Annotated in this window: 20 protein-coding genes; 7 read left to right on the plus strand and 13 right to left on the minus strand. The window is 68.4% G+C overall.

Annotated features, from left to right (window positions below):
- The first annotated feature begins 242 nt into the window (after positions 1–242).
- Complete coding sequence (locus tag DFQ59_RS17435; protein WP_114281009.1) at positions 243–2,321, plus strand: thioredoxin domain-containing protein; 2,079 nt, start codon at positions 243–245, stop codon at positions 2,319–2,321.
- A 332-nt stretch (positions 2,322–2,653) separates the two neighbouring features.
- Here the strand turns inward: DFQ59_RS17435 and DFQ59_RS17440 are convergent, their stop codons facing one another.
- Positions 2,654–3,649: a serine/threonine protein kinase gene (locus DFQ59_RS17440; protein WP_114281010.1), complete on the minus strand. Its 996-nt coding sequence runs from the start codon at positions 3,647–3,649 to the stop codon at positions 2,654–2,656.
- Between the two features lie 98 nt (positions 3,650–3,747).
- Here DFQ59_RS17440 and DFQ59_RS17445 point away from each other — a divergent pair, with 98 nt between their 5' ends.
- The 3 genes from DFQ59_RS17445 to DFQ59_RS17455 all read left to right on the plus strand — a co-directional run bounded on the left by DFQ59_RS17445 (position 3,748) and on the right by DFQ59_RS17455 (position 5,972).
- Positions 3,748–4,374, plus strand: coding sequence for a DUF938 domain-containing protein (locus DFQ59_RS17445; protein WP_114281011.1), 627 nt, complete (start codon positions 3,748–3,750; stop codon positions 4,372–4,374).
- A 630-nt stretch (positions 4,375–5,004) separates the two neighbouring features.
- Positions 5,005–5,742: a sulfotransferase family 2 domain-containing protein gene (locus tag DFQ59_RS17450; protein WP_114281012.1), complete on the plus strand. Its 738-nt coding sequence runs from the start codon at positions 5,005–5,007 to the stop codon at positions 5,740–5,742.
- Positions 5,718–5,972: a DUF504 domain-containing protein gene (locus DFQ59_RS17455; RefSeq protein ID WP_114281013.1), complete on the plus strand. Its 255-nt coding sequence runs from the start codon at positions 5,718–5,720 to the stop codon at positions 5,970–5,972. Before DFQ59_RS17450 ends, DFQ59_RS17455 begins: the two co-directional genes overlap by 25 nt.
- Positions 5,973–5,990: 18 nt before the next feature.
- On the opposite strand, the gene DFQ59_RS20560 is transcribed toward DFQ59_RS17455, so the two are convergent.
- Entirely contained in the window at positions 5,991–7,505 is a 1,515-nt protein-coding gene (locus DFQ59_RS20560; RefSeq protein ID WP_114281014.1) for a glycosyltransferase family 39 protein, read from the minus strand.
- A gap of 152 nt (positions 7,506–7,657) precedes the next feature.
- Between DFQ59_RS20560 and DFQ59_RS17465 the strand changes: the two genes are divergently transcribed.
- The 3 genes from DFQ59_RS17465 (at position 7,658) to DFQ59_RS17480 (ending at position 11,464) form a co-directional block, all read left to right on the plus strand.
- Positions 7,658–8,119, plus strand: coding sequence for an OsmC family protein (locus DFQ59_RS17465; protein ID WP_114281015.1), 462 nt, complete (start codon positions 7,658–7,660; stop codon positions 8,117–8,119).
- A gap of 167 nt (positions 8,120–8,286) precedes the next feature.
- Complete coding sequence (locus DFQ59_RS17470; RefSeq protein WP_114281016.1) at positions 8,287–9,402, plus strand: Fic family protein; 1,116 nt, start codon at positions 8,287–8,289, stop codon at positions 9,400–9,402.
- A gap of 352 nt (positions 9,403–9,754) precedes the next feature.
- Complete coding sequence (locus DFQ59_RS17480; protein ID WP_114281018.1) at positions 9,755–11,464, plus strand: ATP-dependent nuclease; 1,710 nt, start codon at positions 9,755–9,757, stop codon at positions 11,462–11,464.
- Positions 11,465–11,610: 146 nt separating this feature from the next.
- On the opposite strand, the gene DFQ59_RS17485 is transcribed toward DFQ59_RS17480, so the two are convergent.
- The 11 genes from DFQ59_RS17485 to glgX all read right to left on the minus strand — a co-directional run bounded on the left by DFQ59_RS17485 (position 11,611) and on the right by glgX (position 23,667).
- Complete coding sequence (locus DFQ59_RS17485; protein WP_147275281.1) at positions 11,611–12,516, minus strand: cation diffusion facilitator family transporter; 906 nt, start codon at positions 12,514–12,516, stop codon at positions 11,611–11,613.
- Positions 12,513–13,382, minus strand: coding sequence for an RluA family pseudouridine synthase (locus tag DFQ59_RS17490; RefSeq protein WP_114281019.1), 870 nt, complete (start codon positions 13,380–13,382; stop codon positions 12,513–12,515). The genes DFQ59_RS17485 and DFQ59_RS17490 overlap by 4 nt, the downstream gene beginning before the upstream one ends.
- A 33-nt stretch (positions 13,383–13,415) precedes the next feature.
- Complete coding sequence (locus DFQ59_RS17495) at positions 13,416–14,567, minus strand: bactofilin family protein (protein ID WP_147275282.1); 1,152 nt, start codon at positions 14,565–14,567, stop codon at positions 13,416–13,418.
- 40 nt (positions 14,568–14,607) lie between these two features.
- Positions 14,608–17,262, minus strand: coding sequence for a cation-translocating P-type ATPase (locus DFQ59_RS17500; RefSeq protein WP_245937311.1), 2,655 nt, complete (start codon positions 17,260–17,262; stop codon positions 14,608–14,610).
- Positions 17,263–17,401: 139 nt separating this feature from the next.
- Entirely contained in the window at positions 17,402–17,983 is a 582-nt protein-coding gene (locus DFQ59_RS17505) for a hypothetical protein (RefSeq protein WP_114281022.1), read from the minus strand.
- Between the two features lie 107 nt (positions 17,984–18,090).
- Positions 18,091–18,363 (minus strand): DUF211 domain-containing protein, encoded by a 273-nt coding sequence (locus DFQ59_RS17510; RefSeq protein WP_114281023.1) that lies wholly within the window; start codon positions 18,361–18,363, stop codon positions 18,091–18,093.
- Positions 18,364–18,457: 94 nt separating this feature from the next.
- Complete coding sequence (locus DFQ59_RS17515) at positions 18,458–19,009, minus strand: pyridoxamine 5'-phosphate oxidase family protein (RefSeq protein ID WP_114281024.1); 552 nt, start codon at positions 19,007–19,009, stop codon at positions 18,458–18,460.
- A 66-nt stretch (positions 19,010–19,075) separates the two neighbouring features.
- Positions 19,076–19,405 carry a DMT family transporter gene (locus DFQ59_RS17520; RefSeq protein ID WP_114281025.1) on the minus strand — a complete coding sequence of 110 codons (330 nt, stop codon included), beginning with the start codon at positions 19,403–19,405 and terminating at the stop codon, positions 19,076–19,078.
- Positions 19,406–19,481: 76 nt separating this feature from the next.
- The gene (locus tag DFQ59_RS17525) at positions 19,482–20,792 is read right to left on the minus strand and encodes an APC family permease (RefSeq protein ID WP_114281026.1); all 1,311 of its coding nucleotides are present in this window, start codon (positions 20,790–20,792) and stop codon (positions 19,482–19,484) included.
- A complete protein-coding gene (gene deoC, locus DFQ59_RS17530) occupies positions 20,789–21,487 on the minus strand; it encodes a deoxyribose-phosphate aldolase (RefSeq protein ID WP_114281027.1) in 699 nt (232 codons plus the stop codon). Before deoC ends, DFQ59_RS17525 begins: the two co-directional genes overlap by 4 nt.
- Entirely contained in the window at positions 21,484–23,667 is a 2,184-nt protein-coding gene (gene glgX, locus DFQ59_RS17535; protein WP_114281028.1) for a glycogen debranching protein GlgX, read from the minus strand. Before glgX ends, deoC begins: the two co-directional genes overlap by 4 nt.
- Between the last annotated feature and the right edge of the window lie 8 nt (positions 23,668–23,675).

A 23,675-nucleotide genomic window follows, 5' to 3' on the forward strand; every position in this document is an offset into this window, starting at 1 on the left:
GTTCCGTGTTCCGTGTTCCGTGTTCCGTGGGTGCGTGGGTGCGTGAGTGCGTGAGTGCGTGAAGGGTCAATTGAGTGCGTGAAGGGTCAATGGATAATGGACAAAGGATAAAGGTGGCTGGAGCCGAACGGGGACGCTCTGAATACGGAACACGGAAAACCGTTCTTCCCCGCGCTCTCGGTGTATCCACTCCTGGCCGGCCAATGTAGACTGTTTCGGTCGGATATTCACCGGAGCCCGCCATGAGCCACGCCCCCGCCCACTCCAACCGCCTTGCCGCGGAAACCAGCCCCTACCTGCTCCAGCACGCCCACAACCCCGTGGCATGGCAGCCCTGGGGGGAGGAGGCGCTGGCGCTGGCGCGGGCGGAAAACCGCCCCATCCTGCTCTCCATCGGCTACTCGGCCTGCCACTGGTGCCACGTGATGGCCCACGAATCCTTCGAGGACCCGGAGACCGCGGCGGTGCTGAACCGCCTGTTCGTGAACATCAAGGTGGATCGCGAGGAGCGCCCGGATCTGGACAAGATCTACCAGACCGCCCACCAGCTGCTCACCGGCCGGGGCGGCGGCTGGCCCCTGACGGTGTTCCTGGACCCCCGCGATCACACCCCCTTCTTCGCCGGCACCTACTTCCCCCGCGAGCCGCGCCACGGCCTGCCCGCCTTCACCGACCTCTGCCGACGGGTGGCGGAGTGGTACGGGGAGCACGCCGATGACCTGGCCGGCCACGCCTGGGCCCTCGGCGAGGCCATGACCCGCCTCAACCCGGCCCCGGCCGGCGGTGAGATTCTCGACGGCGCCCCCCTGGAGGATGCCCGGGCCCAGCTGGAGTCGGCCTTCGAGTCCCGCCACGGCGGCTTCGGCCAGGCGCCCAAGTTCCCCCACCCCGACAACCTCAACCGGCTGCTGCGCCACTGGCACGCCAGCCGCGTGCGCGGCAACGAGGACGAGACGGCGCTGAAGATGGCCGCCATGACCCTGACGCGCATGGCCATGGGCGGGCTGTTCGACCAGCTGGGCGGGGGCTTCTGCCGCTACTCGGTGGACAACGAGTGGATGATCCCCCACTTCGAGAAGATGCTCTACGACAACGCCCTCCTGCTGCCCGTCTACGCCGACGCGGCCCAGGCCACCGGCAACGGCTTCTATGCCCGCATCGCCGCCGAGACCGGCGAGTGGGCGCTGCGGGAGATGCGCGCCCCGGGGGGCGGCTTCACCTCGGCGCTGGATGCCGACAGCGAGGGCGAGGAGGGCCGCTTCTACACCTGGACCCGCGAGGAGGTGGAGGCGCTGCTCAGCCCCGGGGAGTTCGCCGTGGCGGCCCACCGCTTCCGCCTCGACGGCGAGCCGAACTTCGAGGGCCGCTGGTATCCCCATGTCTTCCACTCCCTGGCGGAGACGGCGCGGCGGCTGGGAATCGACGAGACCGAGGCGGCGCGGCGCTTCGAGGCGGCCCGGGAACGGCTGTTCCAGGCCCGCGGGAAGCGGGTGCGGCCGGGCCGCGACGACAAGGTGCTGAGCGCCTGGAACGGGCTGATGATCCGCGGCCTGGCGCGGGCCGGGCGCCTCCTCGGGCGGGAGGATTTCCTGCAGGCGGCGGAGCAGGCGCTGGACTTCCTGCGCACCGGGCTGTGGCGGGAGGGCCGCCTGCTGGCGAGCTGGAAGGATGGCCGCGCCCGGCACGCCGCCTACCTGGACGACTACGTCTTTCTCGCCGACGGCATCCTGGAGCTGCTGCAGGCCCGCTGGCGGGAGGGCGACCTGGAATTCGCCCTGGAGCTGGTGGAGGCGGTGCTCGCCCACTTCGAGGATCGCGAGGCCGGCGGCTTCTTCTTCACCGCCGACGATCACGAGCGGCTCATCCACCGTCCCAAGCCGATGCTGGACGAGGCGCTGCCCTCCGGCAACGGCATCGCCGCCCAGGTGCTGCTGCGCCTCGGCCACCTGCTGGGCGAGACCCGCTACCTGGACGCCGCCGAGGGCACGCTGCGCGCCGCCTGGAACGGCATCCGCGAGGCGCCCTACGCCCATACCAGCCTGCTGACCGCCCTGGAGGAGTACCTCGACCCGCCCCGCAGCGTGGTGCTGCGCGGCCACGGTGAGGCGCTGGCCCGGTGGCAGGCGCTGGCGCAGAAGGCCTACGACCCCGGCCGGATGGTGCTGGCCATCCCCGCGGAAGCCGGAGCGCTCCCGGGCCTCCTCGCCGAGCGCAGACCCCGGGGCGAGGCGATCGCCTACCTCTGCACCGGCACCGCCTGCGCGGCGCCCGTCACCACCCTGGCCGGGTTCGAGCGGGCGCTGGAGGGGAAGTGGGACTGAATCGGTTCACCGCCAAGGGCGCCAAGACACGAAATGATGCGTGAGTGCGTGAGTGCGTGAATGCGTGAATGCGTGAGTGCGTGAATGCGTGAGTGCGTGAGTGCGTGAGTGCGTGAGTGCGTGAATGCGTGAGTGCGTGAGTGCGTGAGTGCGTGAGTGCGTGAGTGCGTGAGTGCGTGAGTGCGTGAAGGGTCAATGGCCAATGGATAATGGATAAAGGTGGCTGGAGCCAGAACGGGCAATCCCTTCACCTTTAACCCTTCACCATTACCCCAACCAACATCCTGTAAATCTTGAAAATTCCTGTCAATCCTGTCTATTGCAAACCAACCTCAATCCCACACCAGCGGCGGCGCCGCCACCGCCTCGATCTGCTCGCGCAGGCTCTGGACGTGCTCCTCCCAGTAGCGGTGGGTGTTGAACCAGGGGAAGGCGCGGGGGAAGGCGGGGTCGTCCCAGCGCCGGGCGAGCCAGGCGGCGTAGTGGAGCATGCGCAGGCTGCGCAGCGCCTCCACCAGGTGCAGCTCGCGGGGGTCGAAGTCGTGGAACTGGGTGTAGCCCTCGAGCAGGTCGCACAGGCCCAGGCTCATGGCGGCGCGGTCGCCGGAGAGGAACATCCACAGGTCCTGGATCGCCGGGCCCATGCGGGCATCGTCGAAGTCCACGATGTGGGGCCCGTGGTCGGTCCAGAGGATGTTGCCGGGATGGGCGTCGCCGTGGAGGCGGATGAGGCGCACCGGGGCGGCCCGCCCGTAGGCGGCGCGCACCGCCTCCAGGAGGGCGGAGGTGACCTCGGCGTAGGAGGGGCGCACCTCGGCCGGCAGGTGGCCGCTGTCCAGCAGGTAGCCGGCGGAGGCCGTGCCGAAGCTCTCCAGGTCGAGGGTGGGCCGGTGGGTGAAGGGCTCCACCTCGCCCAGGGCGTGGATGCGGCCCATGAAGCGGCCGAGCTGCTCCAGCACCTCCGGGTCGTCCAGCTCCGGATTGCGCCCGCCCCGGCGCGGGTAGAGGGCGAAGCGGAACACGCCGTGGCGGTGGAGTGACCGGCCGTCGAAGACCAGCGGCGCCACCACCGGTATCTCCCGTTCGGCCAGCTCCAGGGTGAAGGCGTGCTCCTCCAGGATCGCCGCGTCGCTCCAGCGCCCGGGCCGGTAGAACTTGGCCACCAGCGGGCTGCCCGGATCCAGGCCCACCTGGTAGACCCGGTTCTCGTAGCTGTTGAGCGCCAGGAGGCGGCCATCGGTGGGGAAACCGAGACTCTCCACCGCATCGAGCACCTGATCGGGTCCGAGTTCGCGGTAGGCCGCGTTCTCGTCTAACTTAACTGTCATATTGCCTTCGGCTCCCGGGGGAGGCTGGAAGGGAAGCCTCCGAATCCGGTCAAGCCTACAGTCCGGCCAACCCAGCGTCGACCCTGGAGGGTGCACGATTGAACAAGCGGACCAAGCCCTACTCCGAGGCCAGCGAGCAGAATCGGGAACCGATTCTCGGCGTGCTGCGCTTCGAGTTCGATTCCCCGGGCACGGTGCTGGAGATCGGCAGCGGCACCGGCCAGCACGCCATCTACTTCGCCTCCGCCCTGCCCCATCTCACCTGGCAGCCCACCGACATGGAGGAGAACCTGCCGGGCATCCGGACCTGGCTGGAGGAGACGCAGCTCCCCAACGTGCGCGAGCCGCTGGCGCTCGACGTGAACGCCGCGCAGTGGCCGGTTTCCCAGGCGGACTTCATCTTCTCCGCCAACACCACCCACATCATCTCCTGGGACGCGGTGGAACGCCTCTTCGCCGGCGTGGGCCGGGTGCTGCGCCCCGGCGGCCGCTTCTGCCTCTACGGTCCGTTCAACTACGGCGGCCGCTACACCTCGCCCAGCAACGCCCGCTTCGACGCCTGGCTCAAGGCCCGCGATCCCGCCAGCGGCATCCGCGACTTCGAGGCCCTCGACCGGCTCGCCCGCCGGCACGGCCTGTGTCTCACCGCGGACCACGAAATGCCGGTGAACAACCGCACCCTGGTCTGGATCCACACCCGGGGGGAATGCGCGGACGATTGCTGAGGGTGGACAAGGGTTGCAGGTGCAGATTCATCTGCACTCGATCGGCTGAAGTCGTTGCCTGCCCGGGCGGACAATCTGGGTACTGCCACATCCGCTGCGCGTATCTGGCGATCGCCCCGTGGTCCATGCGGGCCTCAAGCCACTGTGCGCCATGAGGGTTTTGTCCCCCTGAAAACCCGCACTGCAACAAAGACTCCACCGGGTCCCTACTCGAAATAGGATACCCTTTCGTTTAACCTATGAGTCGTGTTGCCTTCGCCGCCTGGTGGAGGCCAGGGAAGGAATCCCCCCGGACATGATCGGGCCATCGCCTGATGTCCGGATCGACGACCACGGAATGTCACCCCATGGACACCCCCTGCCAATTCCCCTTCCGGTACCAGGATGCCGAGTCTCACCAGACTGCGGCACGTACCCGGACAATGTACCGACTACCTGCAACGGCTCCTGCCAGCACACAGGGTGCTTCACTTTCACCCTGCGCCAGACCACCGGTGAACGTCAGGTCCGTCGCCGCACGACATTGCGCCAAGACCATCTCGAGCGCATGAGACACAGGAAACGCCATATCCCTGCACGCTAGCTTGGACAAGCGGGCTCCACCGCAACGACACACATGAAAGGGAATTCATGATCATTTCGCACAAATACAAATTCATTTTTATAAAAACCAAGAAAACGGCTGGGACCAGCATCGAATCCTACCTGTCGAGGCATTGCGGCCTGGATGATGTACTGACAGAAATATCACCACCGGTGGTCCACCATACAGCGAGGAATCACCGAGGCCTGTTCAGCCCCATAAAGGAAATGGCGCTCGGCCCCAAAGATGCGATCAAGGCGCTTGGCCATTTCTTCAACAGAAAAAATTATTACAGCCATATGCCGGCCATGGTGCTCAGGGCAAGAATTCCGGAGAAGATATGGAACAGCTATTTCAAATTCTGCGTGGAAAGAAACCCCTGGGACAAAACCGCTTCTCACTTCTACCACCAGAAAAACAAGCACCCGGATCTGACGGTGGAAAAATATTTTTCCGATGGCAATTTTTGCCTCAACTACCCCCTGTACTGCGACAGAAACCAGAATATCCTTGTCGACCACATCATCAAGTACGAGAATCTCGACGAAGAACTGACATGCATTTTCAAAATGCTTGGAATACCATTCAGCGGCAGACTGAATGAACGAGAAAAGTCAAACTACCGTGACAGCAACGTGCCCTATCAACGCCTTTTCAACAAGGAACAGATCAAGTTTATCGGTGAGATCTTTGAACAAGAACTGAAACTACGTGATCGTGCCCCCTCTGCCCTGCAAGTCGGCCGGGAGGAATCACCGCGATGGTCCCCATCCACGAACTGCTGAGCCGCATCCGCTGGGACCCGGAGTTCGGGCGGGGGGAGTTCGTGATCGGCTACTACGACCGGGTGGAGGGGGCGATCGTGCGGGTGCCCCTGGGCGAGCTCCGCTTCGAGCCGGGCGACCGGTTCGACTTCGAGCTCATCGACGCGGAGGGGGTGCCGCGCACCATTCCGCTTCACCGCATCAAGGCGGTCTACCGGAACGGGGAGCTCATCTGGCACCGGGAGCACTGAGCCCGCGCGGGACCCGGCTCACTCCTCCCGCAGCGCCGCCAGCATGGCCTTATCGAGCAGCACCGCCCGGATCTCGTACTCCTGGTCGCTGTGGAGATAGGGCGCCCTGAGGGTGATCGGCGGCGGCAGGCGGTCCCCGGGCACGCCCGTGTCCCGGGCGACGATCCCGACGAGATCCGCCGGCGGCTCCTCCGCCGGGCCCTGCCAGACCATGACCACGCGCCCGTCCGGCCCCGCCGGTGCGAACTCCGCCCCCGGCACCTGGGTGGCGGGGCTGTCGAGGTGGACCAGCAGGGCGCCGCCCACGAAGCGGCGATCGGCATAGACCCGGGCGCCTTCATATCCTGCCGCGCGTAACTGTTCAGCGATGGCGGTCAGGGGATGGCCGAGGCGGGTGAACTTGCCGCGGAATGAACCACCCAGCACGCTGGCAGCCAGCAGCGCCGGCACCAGCACCGCAAACACCAGTGTCACGCCCAAATACACCCGCCGGCGCCTCTCCCCACATGCCTCCCAATCCCCGCGCAGAAACAGAAACAGGGGCACCAGGAACAGGAACGGCTCCAGCCAGCGCGCCTTGAATTGGGAGAAGCCGAATACCAGCATCATCACCACCAGCAGCACGAACACCACCACGAAGAAGCGCCCCAGCAGCGCCCGCACCTCGACGGCGAATGGGTCCACAGCGGTACTGGTCCGCCAGCGGAACATCCCCGGAAACGCCAGCAGCGCCACCAGCCAGAAGGGGGTCAGGAACAGCCACGTCTCATAGGTGAGCGAGCCCAGCCCACGCAGGAACGCCTCCAGCCCGGGCCCGGAGACCTTGAGCGCCTGGAGCGTATCGCCGGTGGCCGCCTGGACATGCTCCTGGACCCAGAGGCCGTGGGGCAGGAACAGCGCCACCGCTATGGCGATGGCGAGCAGGATCCGCGGATCCCGGGCCGCCGCCCGCCAGGCGGGGGCCAGCAGCGCGGCCAGGAACAGCGCCAGGGCGAACAGCGCGAAGTTGTACTTGGACAGCAGCCCGAGCCCCAGCACCAGCCCCAGCAGCAGGTAATCCAGCGTCTGCCGCCGGGCGCGGAAGCGCAGCACCAGGTAGGAGGAGAGGTTACACAGGGCCAGCATCAACACCGAGTGGCTGCGATCCTTCTGCGACTCCCAGGCGATTTCCGGCAGCAGCAGCAGCGACAGCGTCACCAGCACGGCGGGCAGCAAGCGTCCGCCGAAGGCCAGCCGGGCGGAGAGGAAACAGAACGCGAAGGCCGTGAACAGCAGCAGCTGCTTGAGCAGCGACAGCGCCAGCACGCCCTTGCCGAACAGGGCGAAGAAGCCCCACTGCAACCAGGTGTAGAGAGGCGGCTGGGAGGCATAGCCCCAGGCCAGCTGCTGGGTCATCAGCAGCTGCTCGGCCTCGTCCAGCTCGAAGCTGTCCGACAGGAACAGCCGCAAGACCAGATGCAGCAGGAAATACCCCCCCAGCAGGGCGACAAACGCGCCACTGCCGGCAGCCACCCTCGTGCCGCCTTCACTCATTGCATCGTCCCCCCGGGAGCACGCCCTCCCTGGCGAACGAACCGCAATCTTAAAAGCCGTTTTTTGAACAGGCAATTCTCGCTATTCTGGCCCCGTAATCAACCCAAACAATCGCCGATCGTGGTGAAGATCTTGTGACAGGAGCCGATCCGATGTCCGAAGAAGGCCGTTTCACCATCCGCATGGAGCACCTGCAGGACTACGAGTTCAAGGTGAAATTCGACTGGGAGCAGGCCGCCGAGGTGCTCATGGACGAACCCCCGCCGCTGGGCGGCAAGGCCGGCCCCAACGCCGCGCGGATGCTGGCCGCGGCGGCCGCCAACTGCCTCAGCGCCAGCCTGCTCTACTGCGTGAGCAAGGAGGATGTCCCCGCCGGGAGCGTGCGGACCGAGGCCACGGTCAGCCTGGTGCGCAACGAACAGAAGCGGCTGCGCATCGGCGCCATGGAGGTGCGCCTGCAGGTGGGCGGGGAGCTCACCGAATCGGCGCGCATGAAGCGCTGCCTGGACCTGTTCGAGGACTTCTGCGTGGTGAGCGCCAGCATCCGCGCGGGCATCCCCATCGCCGTGGAGGTGGTGGACCCGGCGGGCGCGGTGCTGCACCGCTCGGAGTGACGGCCGGTCCTCGGGGTACTGCTGAGCTGCCAGCCCAGTCGTGCAAGAAACGGCCAGGTTTCTATGCATGTCATGCCTGTCATGTATAAAAAATACGATTTTCTTGACATGATTTGATTTCATGTATACAAAACCCGAAAGCCTTATACAGGTACCTCCCCTACGTGATGGCTCCCACCCTACCCCTTCTGCCGCCCAGGACCGAGCTGGAGACCCGGGCGGTACTCAAACGGCTTGCGCCGGCGCACCGGTTCCTGGCGGAACTGAAGGGTCTGGCGTCGACGATCCCGAACGAGCACATTCTGATCAACACGCTCGCACTGCAGGAAGCGAAGGACAGCTCCGAAATCGAAAACATCATCACCACGCAGGACGAGTTGTACAAGGCGGACCTCTTCTCCGACTACATCCGCGATCCCGCGGCGAAGGAGGTGAGCCGCTATGCCACGGCACTCAAGAAAGGCTTCGAGCTGGTTTCCCGCGACCACCTGCTGACCACTAATCGCATCCTGGATATACACCACGAGTTGGTGCTTAACGACGCGGGTATTCGCAAGGTGCCCGGCACGGCACTGAAGAACGAGCGAACCGGTGCGACCGTCTACACGCCGCCGCAGGATCACGCCGAACTTGTGCGACTGATGACGAACCTTGAGCAGTTCATCAATGACGATGCCCTGAGTGATGCCGACCCGCTGGTGAAGATGGCCGTGATCCATCACCAGTTCGAGAGCATTCACCCGTTCTACGACGGCAACGGGCGTACGGGCCGGATCATCAACATCCTCTACCTGGTCGCCAAAGGCCTGCTCAACATCCCGGTGCTGTATCTCAGCCGCTACGTCATCCACACCAAGACCGAGTACTACCGGCTGCTGCAGGAGACCCGGGACACGGGCGACTGGGAGCCTTGGATCCTCTACATACTGCAGGGTGTGGAGCTGACCGCGCGGCAGACCATCTGGATCATCGGCCGCATCAAGGCATTGATGATGGATTACAAGCATCGCATCCGGACGGATCTGCCGAAGATCTACAGCCAAGACCTGCTCAACAACCTGTTCAAGCACCCCTACACCAAGATCGAGGCACTGCAGAATGACCTGCGCGTATCCCGATTGACCGCTACCAAGTACCTCGACCTGCTGGCCGCGGATGGGTTTGTCGAGAAACACAAGATCGGACGCTACAACTACTACATCAACCTGCCGTTGATGCGGGTCTTCACGGAAGTCCCGGACAAGCCAGAAGCATTGGAAACCCACCCACAGGTGGGCGAGTGACGAGAGACAATGAAGCCTGCCCGTGACCCCGCCAACCGGACAAAAAGAGGCATTCACCCGCGTCGTCATCGACACCCAGTTGAAGGATGTAGGCTGGGACATGACCGATGGCCACAGCGTGCGCTACGCGGGTTTCCAATACCATTGCCACCGTTGCTTCCGCAAGACCGATTTGTACAACGATGCAAAGATGTGCTCGCCCTTGAGGCTCAGGGGGGGCGGCTGATTCAGCCAGCGAATTGGCCTTTCAGGCACTACTGCACCAAGCATTCTCAGGTAACCTATAAACAATGCCCGAATGACTTCGTAATCCTTCGTGGATGAATCCTGATACAGATCGAGCCACAGCCACATGCTGACCCACATCACGATCCGCAACTTCAAGGGCTTCGACGAGGTCTCCTTCGAACTCGGCGACCGCGTCATTTTCATCGGTCCGAACAACTCGGGCAAGACATCGGCCCTTCAGGCCCTGGCGCTGTGGGATATCGGCCTGAAGCGCTGGATCGAAAAACGCGGCACCGGCACCGTGCCTAACAAGCGCCCCGGGGTGACGGTGAACCGTCGCGACCTGATTACCGTGCCGGTACCCGATGCCAACCTCCTGTGGCGCAACTTGCACGTCCGGGAGTCGACGAAGAGCAAGGGAACCCAAAACATCCGTATCGATATCATCGTGAGCGGCGTCTCCGGCGGCGAGGAATGGCAGTGCGGGCTCGAGTTCGACTATGCGAACGAGGAGTCCTTCTATTGTCGTCCGCTGCGCCTGAGCGAGGACAAGCACCCCGAGCGCATGCAGGTACCGGAACAGGCACAGGACGTCCGGGTGGCCTACCTGCCGCCGATGTCTGGATTGACGGCAACCGAAACCCGGTTGGATGTGGGCGCCATCAATGTCCGCCTGGGTGAAGGACGCACCGCCGAGGTTTTGCGAAACCTCTGTCATCAGATTCTCGAAGGCGATAACGGCGTAGAGCGCTGGAACACGCTTGCGGAGCGTATCCATCACTTCTTTGGCATCGAGCTCGAAGAACCGCGTTACATCGCCGAGCGAGGCGAAATCACATTGGCCTATCGGGAGAGGAACATCCGGCTCGATGTCTCGTCATCCGGCCGAGGACTTCAACAGACACTGCTGTTGCTGGCCCACATGATGGTCAACCGGAAGTCCGTATTGTTGATGGACGAGCCGGATGCGCATCTGGAAATCCTCCGTCAACGCCAGATCTACCAGTTGCTCACCGAAACCGCCAGCGAGCACGGCAATCAGATCATTGCCGCCAGTCATTCGGAAGTCATCCTGAACGAGGCGGCCGACCGCGACATGGTGGTCGCGTTCGTCGGGAAGCCGCACCGCATCGATGATCGCGGTTCACAGGTCCTCAAGTCGCTGAAGGAGATCGGTTACGACCAGTACTACCAGGCCGAGGAGATGGGGTGGGTGTTGTACCTCGAGGGCTCCACGGATCTGGCCATCCTGCGAGCCTTCTCCCGGTCCCTGGGCCATCCGGTGATGGATCGCCTTGAACGGCCCTTTGCGCACTATGTGCTGAATCAGCCGCAGAAGGCACGAGATCATTTCTATGGACTGCGTGAGGCTAAAGCCGAACTCGCGGGCATCGCCATTTACGATCGACTGGACCGCGACCTGCCTGCCGATCCGAATCTTCAACAACACATGTGGAAAAGGCGGGAGATCGAAAACTATCTCTGCTCCAGGGATGTGCTGAGAAAATGGGCGAGAAACACCGCGGAAGCCGAGTCGGCCGGACCGCTTTTTGCGGGGCAATGGGAAAGCGTGATGGATGAAACGCTCACAGAGCTGGAGAGCGCGCTGGAAACCCTGGGGAAGCCATCGCCCTGGAGCGCAGACATCAAGGTCACCGACGATTTTCTCGACCCGCTGTTCGAAAAGTTTTTCAGGAAACTGGGCTTGCCGAACCTGATTCGAAAGACGGACTATCATGTCCTCGCGAAGCATGTCGACCCAGCAGACATCGATCCCGAGGTGATTGACGTTCTCGATGCGATTCAGCGGGTGGCAGGCACGGTAATCGTTTGAAGGCAGCAACCGGGGATTGCACACCTCGCTGAAGGAGGTGAACAAGGGCCCTGCTCCGCCTATCTAAAGGCACATGCGGTCAATCTGCGGTCCCGCCGCTTTTTTCTCTTCGCCTTCTGCCCTGTACCCTCTGTTGGACAAATCCTTCAGCTCCGCGAGCGGCTGCCGTCCACCTCGCGGGGGTCCTGGTGGATGGTCACGTCCGCCTCCGGGTAGGCGGCCAGGATCTCCCGCTCCACCTGCTTCGCCATGGCGTGGGCCTCGCGCAGGGGCAGCCACGCGTCCAGTTCCAGGTGCAGCTGGATGATCTTCACCAGCCCCGACTGGCGGGTGCGCAGATCGTGCACCCCGCGCACCTCCGGATGGCCGAGGGCCAGGGCCGTCACCCGCTCGCGCACCGCCTCGGGCAGCTCCCGGTCCATGAGCACGTGGAACGCCTCCCGGCCGATGCCCCAGGCGCTCCAGAAGATGTAGACGGCGATGACGATGGCGATGACGGGGTCGATCCCCTGCCAGCCGAGGCCCGCCAGCACCAGGGCGGCGATGATGCCGACGTTGGTGAGCAGGTCGGTGAGGTAGTGCAGCGAGTCGGCGCGGATGGCGGTGGAGCCGGTGTGGCGGATGGCGTGGCGCTGGATGGCCACCAGCACGGCCGTGGCGACGATGGCGAACACCATCACCACGATGCCCACCTCCAGATCGGCCAGCGGCACCGGGTGCAGCAGCCGGTCCACGGCGTGGAACACCAGGAACACCGCCGAACCGGCGATGAAGGTCGCCTGGGCCAGCCCCGCCAGCGCCTCCGACTTCCCGTGGCCGAAGCGGTGCTGGGCATCGGGCGGCTCCAGCGCGTAGCGCACGGCCATCAGGTTGATGATGGAGGCGGCCACGTCCATCAGCGAGTCCACCAGGGAGGCCAGCAGGCTGACCGAGCCGGTCAGCAGCCACGCCACCAGCTTGGCCGCGATGAGCACGCTCGCGGTCACCACCGAGGCCAGTGTGGCCCGGCGCAGCAGGCGGGCCTGCCGATCCAGGCCGGCGGGGGCGTTCATGCCGGCTGTTCCGGGCCGGGAGCGGCTTCCCCGACCGCCTCCGGGGCGTCGAGGCTGAACTCGCGCCGGGCGCCGGTGAACGGGCAGCGGAAGGCCAGCCGGCAGGCGCTGAGCCGCAACCCTTCAGTGTTCCGGTTGCCCGTGCCGTAGCGGGGATCGCCCAGCACCGGGTGGCCGATGGCGTCCAGGTGGCGGCGGATCTGGTGCAGCCGCCCGGTCTCGATGGCGACCTCCAGCCGGGCCGTTCCCCGCCCGGCATCCACCTCAGTCACCCGGTAGGCGGTCAGCGCCGGCTTGCCGTCGAGCGGCGTGTCGATGCGCCCGGTGGCGCCCACCGGACCCGGCACGCCCCGCACCTCCACCCGGTAGTGCTTCTCCACCCGGCGGTTGGCGAACAGCGCCGAGAGCTTCGCCGCCGCCTCCCCGTCGTGGGCCACCAGCATCAGGCCCTCCGCCTCCCGGTCCAGCCGATGCACCAGGTGGACCTCGCGCGCCAGCATCTGCTCCGCCTGGCGCAGGAGGCTGCAGTGATCGCCGCAGCGGTTGCCCTGGGCCATCAGCCCGGGCGGCTTGTACCAGACGCTGTAGCGGCCCAGGCGGTGCAGCAGGCGGGCCCGGGGCGGCTGGCGCGCGAGCAGCTCGGCGTCATAGCACAGGGAGAGCCGATCGCCGGCGTAGAGCGCGGCGGTGGCGCGACGCAGGCGCCGCGTGGGGGCGCAGCCGCGCCGGAGCCCGACCGCGCCCTTGTTCATCGCGTCCTTGATGCGTCCCTTGGGCAGGCCGGAGAGGGCGGCCAGCAGCGTGCAGGCGTCCCGCTTCTCGCCGGCGGGGACGACGTGCTCCAGATCGATGCGCGTGGCGGTCATGAACAAAAACGGTGCGGTCGGTAGAGGGTCAATTTATACCACGTCGGGGGCCGCCGGGGGCGCCGCCCCGCCGGCCCGCGCGCTCCAGGCGGAGAGCCCCAGCGCGCCGAGCCCGGTCACCGCGATCGCCAACACCAGCAGGCCGCCCAGCAGCGGAATCCAGGCCAGCAGCGCCAGCGCCACGATGCCGGTCAGCAGCGCCACGAAACGGATTCCGCCGCCGGCGTCGCCGCGCCGGAGGCGCGCCAGCACCAGGCCGCCGAGGGACAGGGCGCCGTTGAGCCCGCCCACCAGCACCATGACCGGGTAGAGGGCGAACAGCACCAGGCCGGCGAGGGCACCCACCACGGTCGCCATCAGCAGCACCGCCACCAGCGGCGGCGTGGCCAGCAGCGCCAGTCCCAGCGCCAGGCTCAGACCCGTCTGCGTGCGGGCGGTGCGGGCGGCGGCGGCGGCGAATCCCGGCGCCAGCAGCAGCCACAGGCCGCCCGCAACCGCCAGCGCGGGGGCGAACAGCCACGGCAGCGCCGCCAGCGAGGGCGAGGCGGAAACCTCCGCCGGCGACTCTCCCGGCAGGTGCTCCACCCGTCCGCCGATGCGGGCGCCCGGCTCCACCCGGGGCGGCTCGGGGCCGCGCACCACGAGGTTGCCGGTGATCTCCGCCCCGGCGCGCACCTCCACCCGCCCGGCCGCGAACTCGGCGTCGCCCGTCACCCGCCCGGAGACGATCACCGTCTCCCCGGCCGCCCGCACGCCCCGGGCCAGGTCGCCGGAGAGCTCGATGCGCCGGCCGGCAAGCCAGGCCCTTCCGCCCACTTCGGCGCCGGCACTCAGGATGACCGTCTCCCCCGCCGCCAGCAGGCCGTCGCCCACCGACCCGGCCACCCGCACGTCGCGCCCGGCCAGGCGGGCGTCGTCGGCCACCGCCGCGGCAATCTCCACCCGCTCACCGGCGGCCATCACGTCCCCCGCCACCGTGCCGGCCACGCGCACGTCGCGCCCGGCGGCCAGCACGTCCCCCGCCGCCCGGCCGTCGAAGGTGACGCTGCGCCCGGCCACGTAGAGGTCCTCGGCGATCTCGCCGCGCAGGTCCACCACCTCGCCCGCCACCGGCCCGGCCGCCGCCACCGCGGGCAGCAGCGCCAGGGCCAGCACCAGCAACCGTCCGCCGTTTCCACTGTGCATGATTCGCCTCCTCTGCTCTCTCCAGTTGCGGTATATCGTCCTACTCACGGTACAGCCGCCCGGCCCGCACCAGCGCCTTCTCCGCCTCCACCGCCACCAGCACCACGGCGGCCAGGGCGAAGCAGGTACCCAGCTCCGCCAGGCTCAGGGGCTGGGTGCGGAAAATGCCGTTCAGCACCGGCAGGTAGATGACCGCCAGCTGCAGCCCCACCGTCAGCAGCACCGCGCCCAGCAGCGCGGGGTTGCCGAGCAGACCCTGGCGGAACAGCGACTCGCGCTCGGAACGCACCGCCAGCACGTGGAACAGCTGGGCCAGAGTGAGAACCGTGAAGACCACCGTCTGCCAGTGGGCGCTGCCCGTGCCCACCGCCCAGGCCTGGCCCAGGATGGACAGCCCGCCGATGAGCAGCCCCACCCAGATCATGTGCTGCCACATGCCGTGGGCGAAGATGCTCTCCCGGGGCGGGCGCGGCGGCCGGTCCATGATCCCCCGCTCGGCCGGCTCCGCGGCCAGCGCCAGCCCCGGCAGGCCGTCGGTGACCAGGTTGATCCAGAGGATGTGGATGGGCAGCAGGGGAATGGGCAGCCCCAGCAGCGGGGCCAGGAACAGGGTCCAGATCTCCCCGGCATTGCTGGTCATGGTGTACTTGATGAACTTGCGGATGTTGTCGAAGATGCGCCGGCCCTCGCGCACCGCCGCCACGATGGTGGCGAAGTTGTCGTCCAGCAGCACCATGTCGGCCGCCTCGCGGGCCACGTCGGTGCCCTTGCGGCCCATGGCCACGCCGATGCCGGCGCGCTTGAGGGCGGGGGCATCGTTGACCCCGTCGCCGGTCATGGCCACGAATTCGCCGTGGGTCTGCAGCGCCTTGACGATGCGCAGCTTCTGCTCCGGGCTCACCCGGGCGTAGACCCGGATCGACTCCACCCGCTCGGCGAAGGCGGCGTCGGAGAGCGCCCCCAGCTCCGCGCCGGTGAGGGTCTCACCGGCATCCCCGGCAATACCCAGCCGCCGGGCGATGGCCAGCGCCGTGCCGGGGTGATCGCCGGTGATCATCACCGGCACGATGCCCGCGGCGCGGCACTCCGCCACCGCCTCCTCCGCCCCCGCCCGGGGCGGATCCGCCAGCGCCGCCAGGCCGAGCAGGCACAGCTCCGACTCCAGCGCCGCCTCCGGCTCCCCCTCCCCGGCCTCGCGCCAGGCCAGCGCCAGCACCCGGTAGCCCGCCTCGGCCAGGGCCCGGGCCTGTTCGAGGAGTGCTTCCGGATCCAGCGGTTGCGGCCCCCCGGCGGCCAGCTCGCGGGTGCACAGGGGCAGCACCTGCTCCGGCGCGCCCTTGGTGAAGAGGATGCGGCGCCCGCCCTCGTCATGGACCGTGGTCATGCGCTTGCGCTCGCTGTCGAAGGGCAGCTCCGCGATGCGCGGCAGCGCTCCGGCAAGCTCCGCGCGGTCGTGGCCGGCGGCCGCGGCCGCCTCCCACAGGGCCAGCTCGGTGGGGTCGCCGCGCGCCGCCCCCTCCACGCCGGGCTCAACGTCGTTGCTCAGCGCCAGGGCCTGCCCGAGGCGCCGCCAAGGCTCGGCCGCCGTGTCCGCGGCGGGCAGCGTGTCGCGCTCCTCGCCCGCCGCCACCAGGCGTTCCACGCGCATGCGGTTCTCGGTGAGGGTACCGGTCTTGTCGCTGCAGATGACGGTGACCGAACCCAGGGTCTCCACCGCCGGCAGCCGCCGCACCAGGGCGTTGCTGCGGCTCATCAGCCGCGCGCCCAGCGCCAGGGCCACGGTCACCACCGCCGGCAGGGCCTCGGGGACGGCGGCCACCGCCAGGCTGATGGCGGTGAGCAGCATCAGCAGCGGCTCCACCCCCTGCAGCAGGCCGGCGGCGAAGATGAGGGTGCAGATGGCCAGCACCGCCAGCGCCAGGGTCCGGCCGAAGCGGGCCAGCCGCTTCTGCAGCGGGGTGCGCACCGACTCGGCCCCGCCCAGCAGCCCGGCAATGCGCCCGATCTCCGTGTCCATGCCGGTGGCGGTGACCACGCCCCGCCCCCGCCCCCGGGTCACCAGGGTGCCCTTCCAGAGCCGGTTGCGGCGCTCGGCCAGGGCCAGCGCCGGGTCCGGCAGCGCCTCCGGCGCCTTCTCCACCGCCACCGACTCCCCGGTCAGCGCCGACTCGTCCGCCTGCAGCCCCTCGCCGGCGAGCAGCCGCAGGTCCGCCGGCACGCCGTCGCCGGCCTCCAGCAGCACCGTGTCCCCGGGCACGAGCTCGCCGCCGGGCACGGTCACCGCCTCGCCGTCGCGGATCACCCGCGCCATGGGCACGGCCAGCCGGCGCAGGGCCGCCACCGCCCGCTCGGCCCGATACTCCTGCACCGTCCCGATGATCGCGTTGAGCAGCACGATGACCAGGATGGCCGCCGTGTCCTGGGGCTCGCCCACCGCCCCCGAAACCACCGCCGCGGCCAGCAGCACCAGGATCATGAAATCGGCGAACTGGCCCAGGAACATGCCCAGCAGCGTGCGCCGGCGGCCTTCGGCGAGCCGGTTGGGGCCGTGACGGGCCAGGCGCGCGCCGGCCTCGGCGGCGGACAGGCCACGCTCCCCGTCCCCGCCCAGGCGCTCCAGCGCCGCCGCCGGCTCCAGGCAGTGCCAATGGACCCCCTCGTTCAGCTGTTCACCCCGCTCGTGGGTTCCCATCATTCAATAACCGTGCGTGAGTGCGTGAGTGCGTGAGTGCGTGAGTGCGTGAGTGCGTGGGTGCGTGAGTGCGTGAGTGCGTGAGTGCGTGAGTGCGTGAGTGCGATGGTGCCCTTCATCCTTATCACTTATCCCTTAACCATCACTGGACGAACAACAGGATGATGAGCGCCGTCACGACACCCACCAGCAGGGTGCGCATACCGCTCCAGAGCCAGGACCCTCCGCTGACATGGCCCAGGAACAGGCCCAGCCCGAACAGGGTGAGAAAGGCCATGGCCACGGCCGCGGGCAACGGCGGCAGGGGCAGCGGCACGCCCGCGCCCGCCAGCCACAGGGGCGCCATCACCAGCAGCGCCACCAGCAGGGGCGCGAGGCCGTTGACCGCAGCCACCAGCAGGGGCACCCAGCGCGCCGCGTCGGCGTGGGCGGAGTCCTGCAGGTCCGCCACCATCGCCCCCTCCAGCTCGTCCAGGGCCCGGCGGCGCTCGGCCGCTTCGCTGACATAGGCGCTGGTGATCCCGCTCATGAACAGGGCCACGGCGGCCCCCAGGCAGGCGCGGATGACCACGCCCAGCTCCACTCCGCCGCTCACCAGGAAACCCATCATGAGCCCGAGCATGGCCAGGGCGCCGTCGAAGCCGTTGACCACGAAATAGCGCCGCAGGATGCCGTGGGAGCGGCTGATGCGCAGGAGAAAACCGGCGTTGCGCAGCAGGTTCATGCCGGCCCGCCCCGATCCGGCCGCCTGTCACCCGGCCACCGGGCGGCGGCGCCGGAGTGATTCGCGGCGCACGTGCAGAAGTGTTCCCTGGGCGTTGTCACCGGCTCTCAACCCTCCGTATCGGCGCCGCCCACCACCTCCACCTCGTCGATGCTGTGCAGCGAGGCCCCCATCTCGCCGATGGCGGCCCGCAGCCGCTCGAAGTCGAGCGATTCGCCCTCCACCACCAGCTGCAGGGTCTCGGTATTCTCGTCCACCTCCATCACCGTGAGCCGCAGCCGGCACTCGCCGCAGATGGCGGCGAGGTGGCGGCTGAACTCCAGCCCGTCGGGGTGGTGGGGCTTGAGCACGTCGAGCACCAGGCGTTTGACCTCAACCATTCCTCCCCCTCTTCGTCGCCGTTTCCCTGCATTCAGTGTGGCCTGCGGGGGTGGGACCGGCAAGGCGGCCGGGGCGGCGGCAGCCCGCGCCCGGCTACTCCTCCGGCCCGAGTATCCCGGTGGGCCGGCCGTCGAGGCTGGTGCGGTTCTTCGTCTCCCAGTACTCACGGATGCCCGCCTCGCCCTTGCGCTCGCTCCAGCGGGTCAGCTCGTCGCGCTGCCCCACGTAGTCGAACAGGGGCACGCCGAAGCCGCAGGAAGTCTGCACCAGCTCCACCCGCAGGTCGATGATCTGCCGCGCGCCGGGCTGCTCCGGGAACAGGGGCAGCAGCAGCGCCCACTCTTCGTCGCGGGGATGAACCGCCCGGGCCTGGCCGTAGAGGCGCAGGATCAGGGGGTCCCCCTCGAAGGCGCAGAACATCAGGGTCATGCGGGGGTTCTCCCGCAGGTGGGCGGCGGTCTCGTTGCCGCTGCCGGTGAGGTTCAGCCACGCCACCCGGTCCGGACCGGGCACGCGCAGGCTGTCCATGCCCTTGGGCGAGAGATTCACCCGGCCGTCGGCGGCCGCCGTGGCCACGAAGTAGAGCCGCTGGCGCTCGATGAACTCGCGGTGCCTGTCGCTGATGGCGCTGTATTGCCGGCCCATGGTGGAAGCTCCTCTGGCTGATTCGGGTCGTGGAACGGCTATCCCCCCGCTCGACCCATATGGAAGTCAGTGGGCGACGGTGCGGGAGAAGAGGTGGATCACCAGCACCCCGGCGATGATCAGCCCCATGCCCAGGACGGCGGGGAGATCGGGCGCCTGGCGGAAGGCCACCATGCCCACCAGGGTGATGAGCACAATGCCGAGCCCCGCCCAGATGGCGTAGGCGACACCCACCGGGATGGTCCGCAGCACCAGGCCGAGGAAGTAGAAGGCGGCCCCGTAGCCCGCCACCACGACCAGGCTGGGGACGGGCCGGGTGAAGCCCTCGGCGGCCTTCAGGGCGCTGGTGCCGATGACCTCGGCGACGATGGCGATGAGAAGGTAGACGTAGCCCATGGGGTGGCCTCGGGTTCGGATTGCCGTGCCGCGCGGCGGACCGCCATCATAACCCTCCCGGCCGCCGGAGTGGCAGTCAGGCGCCCGGCCAGCGCATGGCCGCGCCGCGCAGGTGCCCGTGGCGGAAGCGCGAATAGAGCAGCTCGAACAGCAGCGCCCCGGCCAGGAAGCCCGCGAAGATCCACAGCGCGTGGGGGCTGTCCGCGCCGGTCCGCGCCAGCAGCACGCCGAGCGCCCCGAGACAGGCCACGGCGCCGACCAGCGGGATGACCGGGCTGCCGCCGGTGCGCGGCGCCAGCCGCGCCGCGGCGGCGTTGGTGACAGCGAAGACCAGCAGGAAGCCGGCGCTGGCGACGATGGCGATGGCGGTGAGGTCCACGAGGTTGGCCACCAGCCCCGCCAGCACGCCCACGCTGATCACCCCCGAGACCGGCTCGTTCCAGGCCCGGTGGGCGAGGATGTCCGGAAGCTCGCGGTCCCGGGCCAGGATGTAGCCCAGCCGCGCGTTGCCGTAGACCGTGGCGTTGATGGCGGAGAAGGTGGCCAGCAGCGCCGAGACGGAGACCAGCGAGAAGCCCAGGGCGCCGAGGGCGGGCCGGGCGGCCTCGGCCAGGGCGAAGTCCTTCACCGCGGCGATGCGGCTGTCGGGCACCGTGCCCACCGTCACCAGCGCCACCAGCACGTAGAGCAGGATCACCAGCACCACCGAGCCGTAGAAGGCGACGGGCAGGTTGCGTTCCGGATCGCGCACGTCCTCGGCGGAGTTGGCGATGAGCTCGAATCCCTCGTAGGCGACGAAGATGACCATGCCCGCGGCGAGGATGGTCAGGCTGTCGCCCCAGTGCGCCGGCGCCAGCCGCGCCGGCTCCACGTAGGGCAGCCCGGAGGCGATCACCAGCGCCAGCAGCGCCAGCTTGAGCACCACCACCAGGCTCTCGGAGCGGGCCACGGCGGCGGCGTTCAGCAAGTTAATGCCGATGGGCACCAGGATGGAGAGGGAGATGAGGAGATGGCGCAGCCAGGGGCCGTGGCCGGGCCCGAAGAAGGTGAGCGCGTAGGAGGCGAAGGCCACCGCGTAGAGGGCGATGGTCACCAGGTAGCAGAGCCACAGGAACAGGTTGAGGGTGCCCGTGGCCAGGTCGACGCCGAAGGCCCGGTCCACGAACAGGACCGTGCCGCCCTGGCTGGGGAAGCGCACCGAGAGCCGGACGTAGGAGTGGGCCGTGAGCAGGGCCACCACGCCCGCCAGCGCGAAGGCCACCGCCGTGGCGCCGTGGGCCAGGGAGACCGCCTCGCCCAGCACGGCGAAGATGCCACCGCCCACCATGCCGCCGATGCCGATGGCCATGGCGCCGGGCCAGCCGATGTTCCGTGCGGTCGTGGTCATGTCCCGCCGGCGCCCGCATCGGCGGGCCGGCTCCGGAGCGCCTCCAGGATGGCTGGGGAGGCCGAGCAGCCGAGCCGGTCCGCGCCCGCCTCCAGCAGCGCCAGCGCCGCCGCCGCGGTGCGGATGCCGCCGGCCGCCTTCACCCCGAGCCGTGTCCCCACCGCATCGCGCAGCAGGCGCACGTCCTCCACCGTGGCGCCGCCGGGGCCGAAGCCGGTGCCGGTCTTGACGAAACCGGCGCCCGCCGCCTCCGCCAGCGCGCAGGCGCGGCGCTTCTCCGCGTCGGTGAGCCGCCCGCACTCCAGGATGACCTTCACTCCCTTCCCGCCCGCGGCGCGCACGGCCTCCACCACGCCGCGGATGTCGGCCGCCACCGCCGCCGCCTCCCCGGAGCGCAGCATCCCGGCGTGCAGCACCATGTCCACCTCCGCGGCGCCCGCCGCCACCGCCAGGGCCGCCTCCCGGGCCTTGGCCTGCGGCAGGGTGTCGCCGTGGGGAAAGCCGGCCACCGTCACCAGCCGGATGTCCGCGCCGCGCAGCAGCGCGGACATCCGCGGCACCCAGGCGGGCGCCACGCACACCCCGCCGCAGCGCCACTGCCGCGCCTCGCGGCACAGGCGCTCGATGTCCGCGGCGGTGGCCCCGGGACGGAGCTCCGTGTGTTCGATGCGGCTGGCGAGCGCGGCGGGCGTCATGGGTGGCCGCGGAACGTCGACGTTCCGGTCGCCTGTTCCAGGCGCGTGCGGCTGCGCTGGTGGTGCAGCAGCGCCAGCGAGCGGCCCTGGAGGGGATAGGCCTCGCCGGAGTGGAAGTAGCGCCCGTCGTTGCGGACACCCTCGGCATACCAGGTGTCCACCAGCACCTCGTAGCGGGCGTAGGCCGGTTCGCTGGGCAGCCGGAAGGGAATGGCCTCGTGGTGGGCGTTGAGCAGCAGGATGAAGTTGTCGTCGCGGATGCGCCGCCCGCGCTCGTCCTCCTCCTCGATGGTGTCGCCGGGCAGGAACTGGCCCAGGCAGCGGGCGAAGGACTGGTTCCACTCGAACTCGGTCATCTCCCGGCCCTTGGGGGTGAGCCAGACCAGGTCCTTGACGCCCGCGCCGCGGATCTCGCGGCCCTGGAAGAAGTGGCGGCGGCGGAAGGTGGGATGCTCCCGGCGCAGCCGCAGCAGCCGCTGCACGAAGGCCAGCAGCTCCGATTCCCCGTTACCGAGGCGCCAGTCCATCCAGCTCAGCTCGCCGTCCTGGCAGTAGGCGTTGTTGTTGCCCTGCTGGGTGCGCATCAGCTCGTCGCCCATGGAGATCATGGGCACCCCCTGGGAGAGCAGCAGGGTGGCGAAGAAGTTGCGCATCTGGCGCTCGCGCAGGCCGTTGATGTGCTGGTTGCCGGTGGGCCCCTCCGCGCCGCAGTTCCAGCTCAGGTTGTGGTTCTCGCCGTCGCGGTTCTCCTCGCCGTTGGCGAGATTGTGCTTACCGTTGTAGCTCACCAGGTCGCGGAGGGTGAAGCCGTCGTGGCAGGTGACGAAGTTGACGCTGGCGTAGGGCCGCCGGCCGCCCTGCTCGTAGAGGTCGCTGGAGCCGGTGAGGCGGTAGGCGAGCTCGCCGATGAGGCCGCCGTCGCCCTTCCAGTAGGCGCGCACCGCGTCGCGGTAGCGGCCGTTCCACTCGGTCCAGCCCACCGGGAAGTTGCCCACCTGGTAGCCGCCCTCCCCCAGGTCCCACGGCTCGGCGATGAGCTTCACCCGGGAGAGCACCGGGTCCTGGTGGATGATGTCGAAGAAGGCGCCCAGGCGATCCACCGCGTGCAGCTCGCGCGCCAGGGCCGAGGCGAGATCGAAGCGGAAGCCGTCCACGTGCATCTCCAGCACCCAGTAGCGCAGGGAGTCCATGATCAGCTGCAGCACCCGGGGGTGGCGCATGTTGAGGGTGTTGCCGCAGCCGGTGTAGTCCACGTAGTAGCGGGGGTCCTCCGGGTTGAGGCGGTAGTAGGCGGCGTTGTCGATGCCGCGGAAGCAGAGCGTCGGCCCCAGGTGGTTGCCCTCGGCGGTGTGGTTGTAGACCACGTCGAGGATCACCTCGATGCCCTCCGCGTGCAGCCGGCGCACCATGGCCTTGAACTCCTTGATGCCGCCGTTGGCGGAGTAGCGCAGGTCGGGCACGAAGAAGCCGATGGAGTTGTAGCCCCAGTAGTTGCGCAGGCCGTGCTGGACCAGGTGGCGGTCGTCCACGAAGGCGTGCACGGGCATCAGCTCCACGGCGGTGATGCCGAGGCGCTTGAGGTAGTCGATGGCCGGGGCCGAGGCCAGCCCGGCGTAGGTGCCGCGCAGGGGCGGCGGGATCTCCGTGTTGAGCCGGGTGAAGCCCTTCACGTGCAGCTCGTAGATCACCGTGTCGTGCCAGGGAGTGCGCGGCGGGCGATCGTCGCCCCAGACGAAGGCGGGGTCGGCCACCCGCGCCTTGAGCATGGCCGCGGCGCTGTCGCGCCGATCGGCCGCCAGGTCGGCGCGCGCGTGGCCGACGCGGTAGCCGAACAGGGAGTCGTTCCAGCGCAGGGGGCCGGCCAGGTCCTTGGCGTAGGGGTCGAGCAGCAGCTTGCGCGGGTTGAAGCGGTGGCCGCGCCCGGGATCGTAGGGGCCGTGCACGCGGTAGCCGTAGACCAGTCCCGGCCGCCCCTCGGGCAGGTAGCAGTGCCACACCTGGTCGGTCTTCCAGCGCAAATCGACGGTCTCGACGATGCGCCGGCCGAGGGGATCGAACAGGCACAGCTCCACCCGCTCGGCGTGCTCGGAGAAGAGCGCGAAGTTGACCCCCTGCCCGTCCCAGGTGGCGCCCAGTGGATAGGGCTTCCCGGGCCAGACCTCCTGCTTGCGCGAGGACATGGCGCTTC

The organism is Thioalbus denitrificans, assembly GCF_003337735.1.
Classification (GTDB): Bacteria; Pseudomonadota; Gammaproteobacteria; order DSM-26407; family DSM-26407; genus Thioalbus; species Thioalbus denitrificans.

Bases quoted from the DNA above. Each gene is read 5' to 3' on its own strand.
- DFQ59_RS17485 (WP_147275281.1), bottom strand. From the start codon at position 12,516: ATGAACGCCCCCGCCGGCCTGGATCGGCAGGCCCGCCTGCTGCGCCGG.
- DFQ59_RS17455 (WP_114281013.1), top strand. From the start codon at position 5,718: ATGGTCCCCATCCACGAACTGCTGAGCCGCATCCGCTGGGACCCGGAG.
- DFQ59_RS17515 (WP_114281024.1), bottom strand. From the start codon at position 19,009: ATGGGCCGGCAATACAGCGCCATCAGCGACAGGCACCGCGAGTTCATC.
- DFQ59_RS17500 (WP_245937311.1), bottom strand. From the start codon at position 17,262: ATGATGGGAACCCACGAGCGGGGTGAACAGCTGAACGAGGGGGTCCAT.
- DFQ59_RS17505 (WP_114281022.1), bottom strand. From the start codon at position 17,983: ATGAACCTGCTGCGCAACGCCGGTTTTCTCCTGCGCATCAGCCGCTCC.
- DFQ59_RS17520 (WP_114281025.1), bottom strand. From the start codon at position 19,405: ATGGGCTACGTCTACCTTCTCATCGCCATCGTCGCCGAGGTCATCGGC.
- glgX (WP_114281028.1), bottom strand. From the start codon at position 23,667: ATGTCCTCGCGCAAGCAGGAGGTCTGGCCCGGGAAGCCCTATCCACTG.
- DFQ59_RS17480 (WP_114281018.1), top strand. From the start codon at position 9,755: ATGCTGACCCACATCACGATCCGCAACTTCAAGGGCTTCGACGAGGTC.
- DFQ59_RS17495 (WP_147275282.1), bottom strand. From the start codon at position 14,567: ATGCACAGTGGAAACGGCGGACGGTTGCTGGTGCTGGCCCTGGCGCTG.
- DFQ59_RS17470 (WP_114281016.1), top strand. From the start codon at position 8,287: ATGGCTCCCACCCTACCCCTTCTGCCGCCCAGGACCGAGCTGGAGACC.
- deoC (WP_114281027.1), bottom strand. From the start codon at position 21,487: ATGACGCCCGCCGCGCTCGCCAGCCGCATCGAACACACGGAGCTCCGT.
- DFQ59_RS20560 (WP_114281014.1), bottom strand. From the start codon at position 7,505: ATGAGTGAAGGCGGCACGAGGGTGGCTGCCGGCAGTGGCGCGTTTGTC.
- DFQ59_RS17435 (WP_114281009.1), top strand. From the start codon at position 243: ATGAGCCACGCCCCCGCCCACTCCAACCGCCTTGCCGCGGAAACCAGC.
- DFQ59_RS17465 (WP_114281015.1), top strand. From the start codon at position 7,658: ATGTCCGAAGAAGGCCGTTTCACCATCCGCATGGAGCACCTGCAGGAC.
- DFQ59_RS17490 (WP_114281019.1), bottom strand. From the start codon at position 13,382: ATGACCGCCACGCGCATCGATCTGGAGCACGTCGTCCCCGCCGGCGAG.
- DFQ59_RS17450 (WP_114281012.1), top strand. From the start codon at position 5,005: ATGATCATTTCGCACAAATACAAATTCATTTTTATAAAAACCAAGAAA.
- DFQ59_RS17525 (WP_114281026.1), bottom strand. From the start codon at position 20,792: ATGACCACGACCGCACGGAACATCGGCTGGCCCGGCGCCATGGCCATC.
- DFQ59_RS17440 (WP_114281010.1), bottom strand. From the start codon at position 3,649: ATGACAGTTAAGTTAGACGAGAACGCGGCCTACCGCGAACTCGGACCC.
- DFQ59_RS17510 (WP_114281023.1), bottom strand. From the start codon at position 18,363: ATGGTTGAGGTCAAACGCCTGGTGCTCGACGTGCTCAAGCCCCACCAC.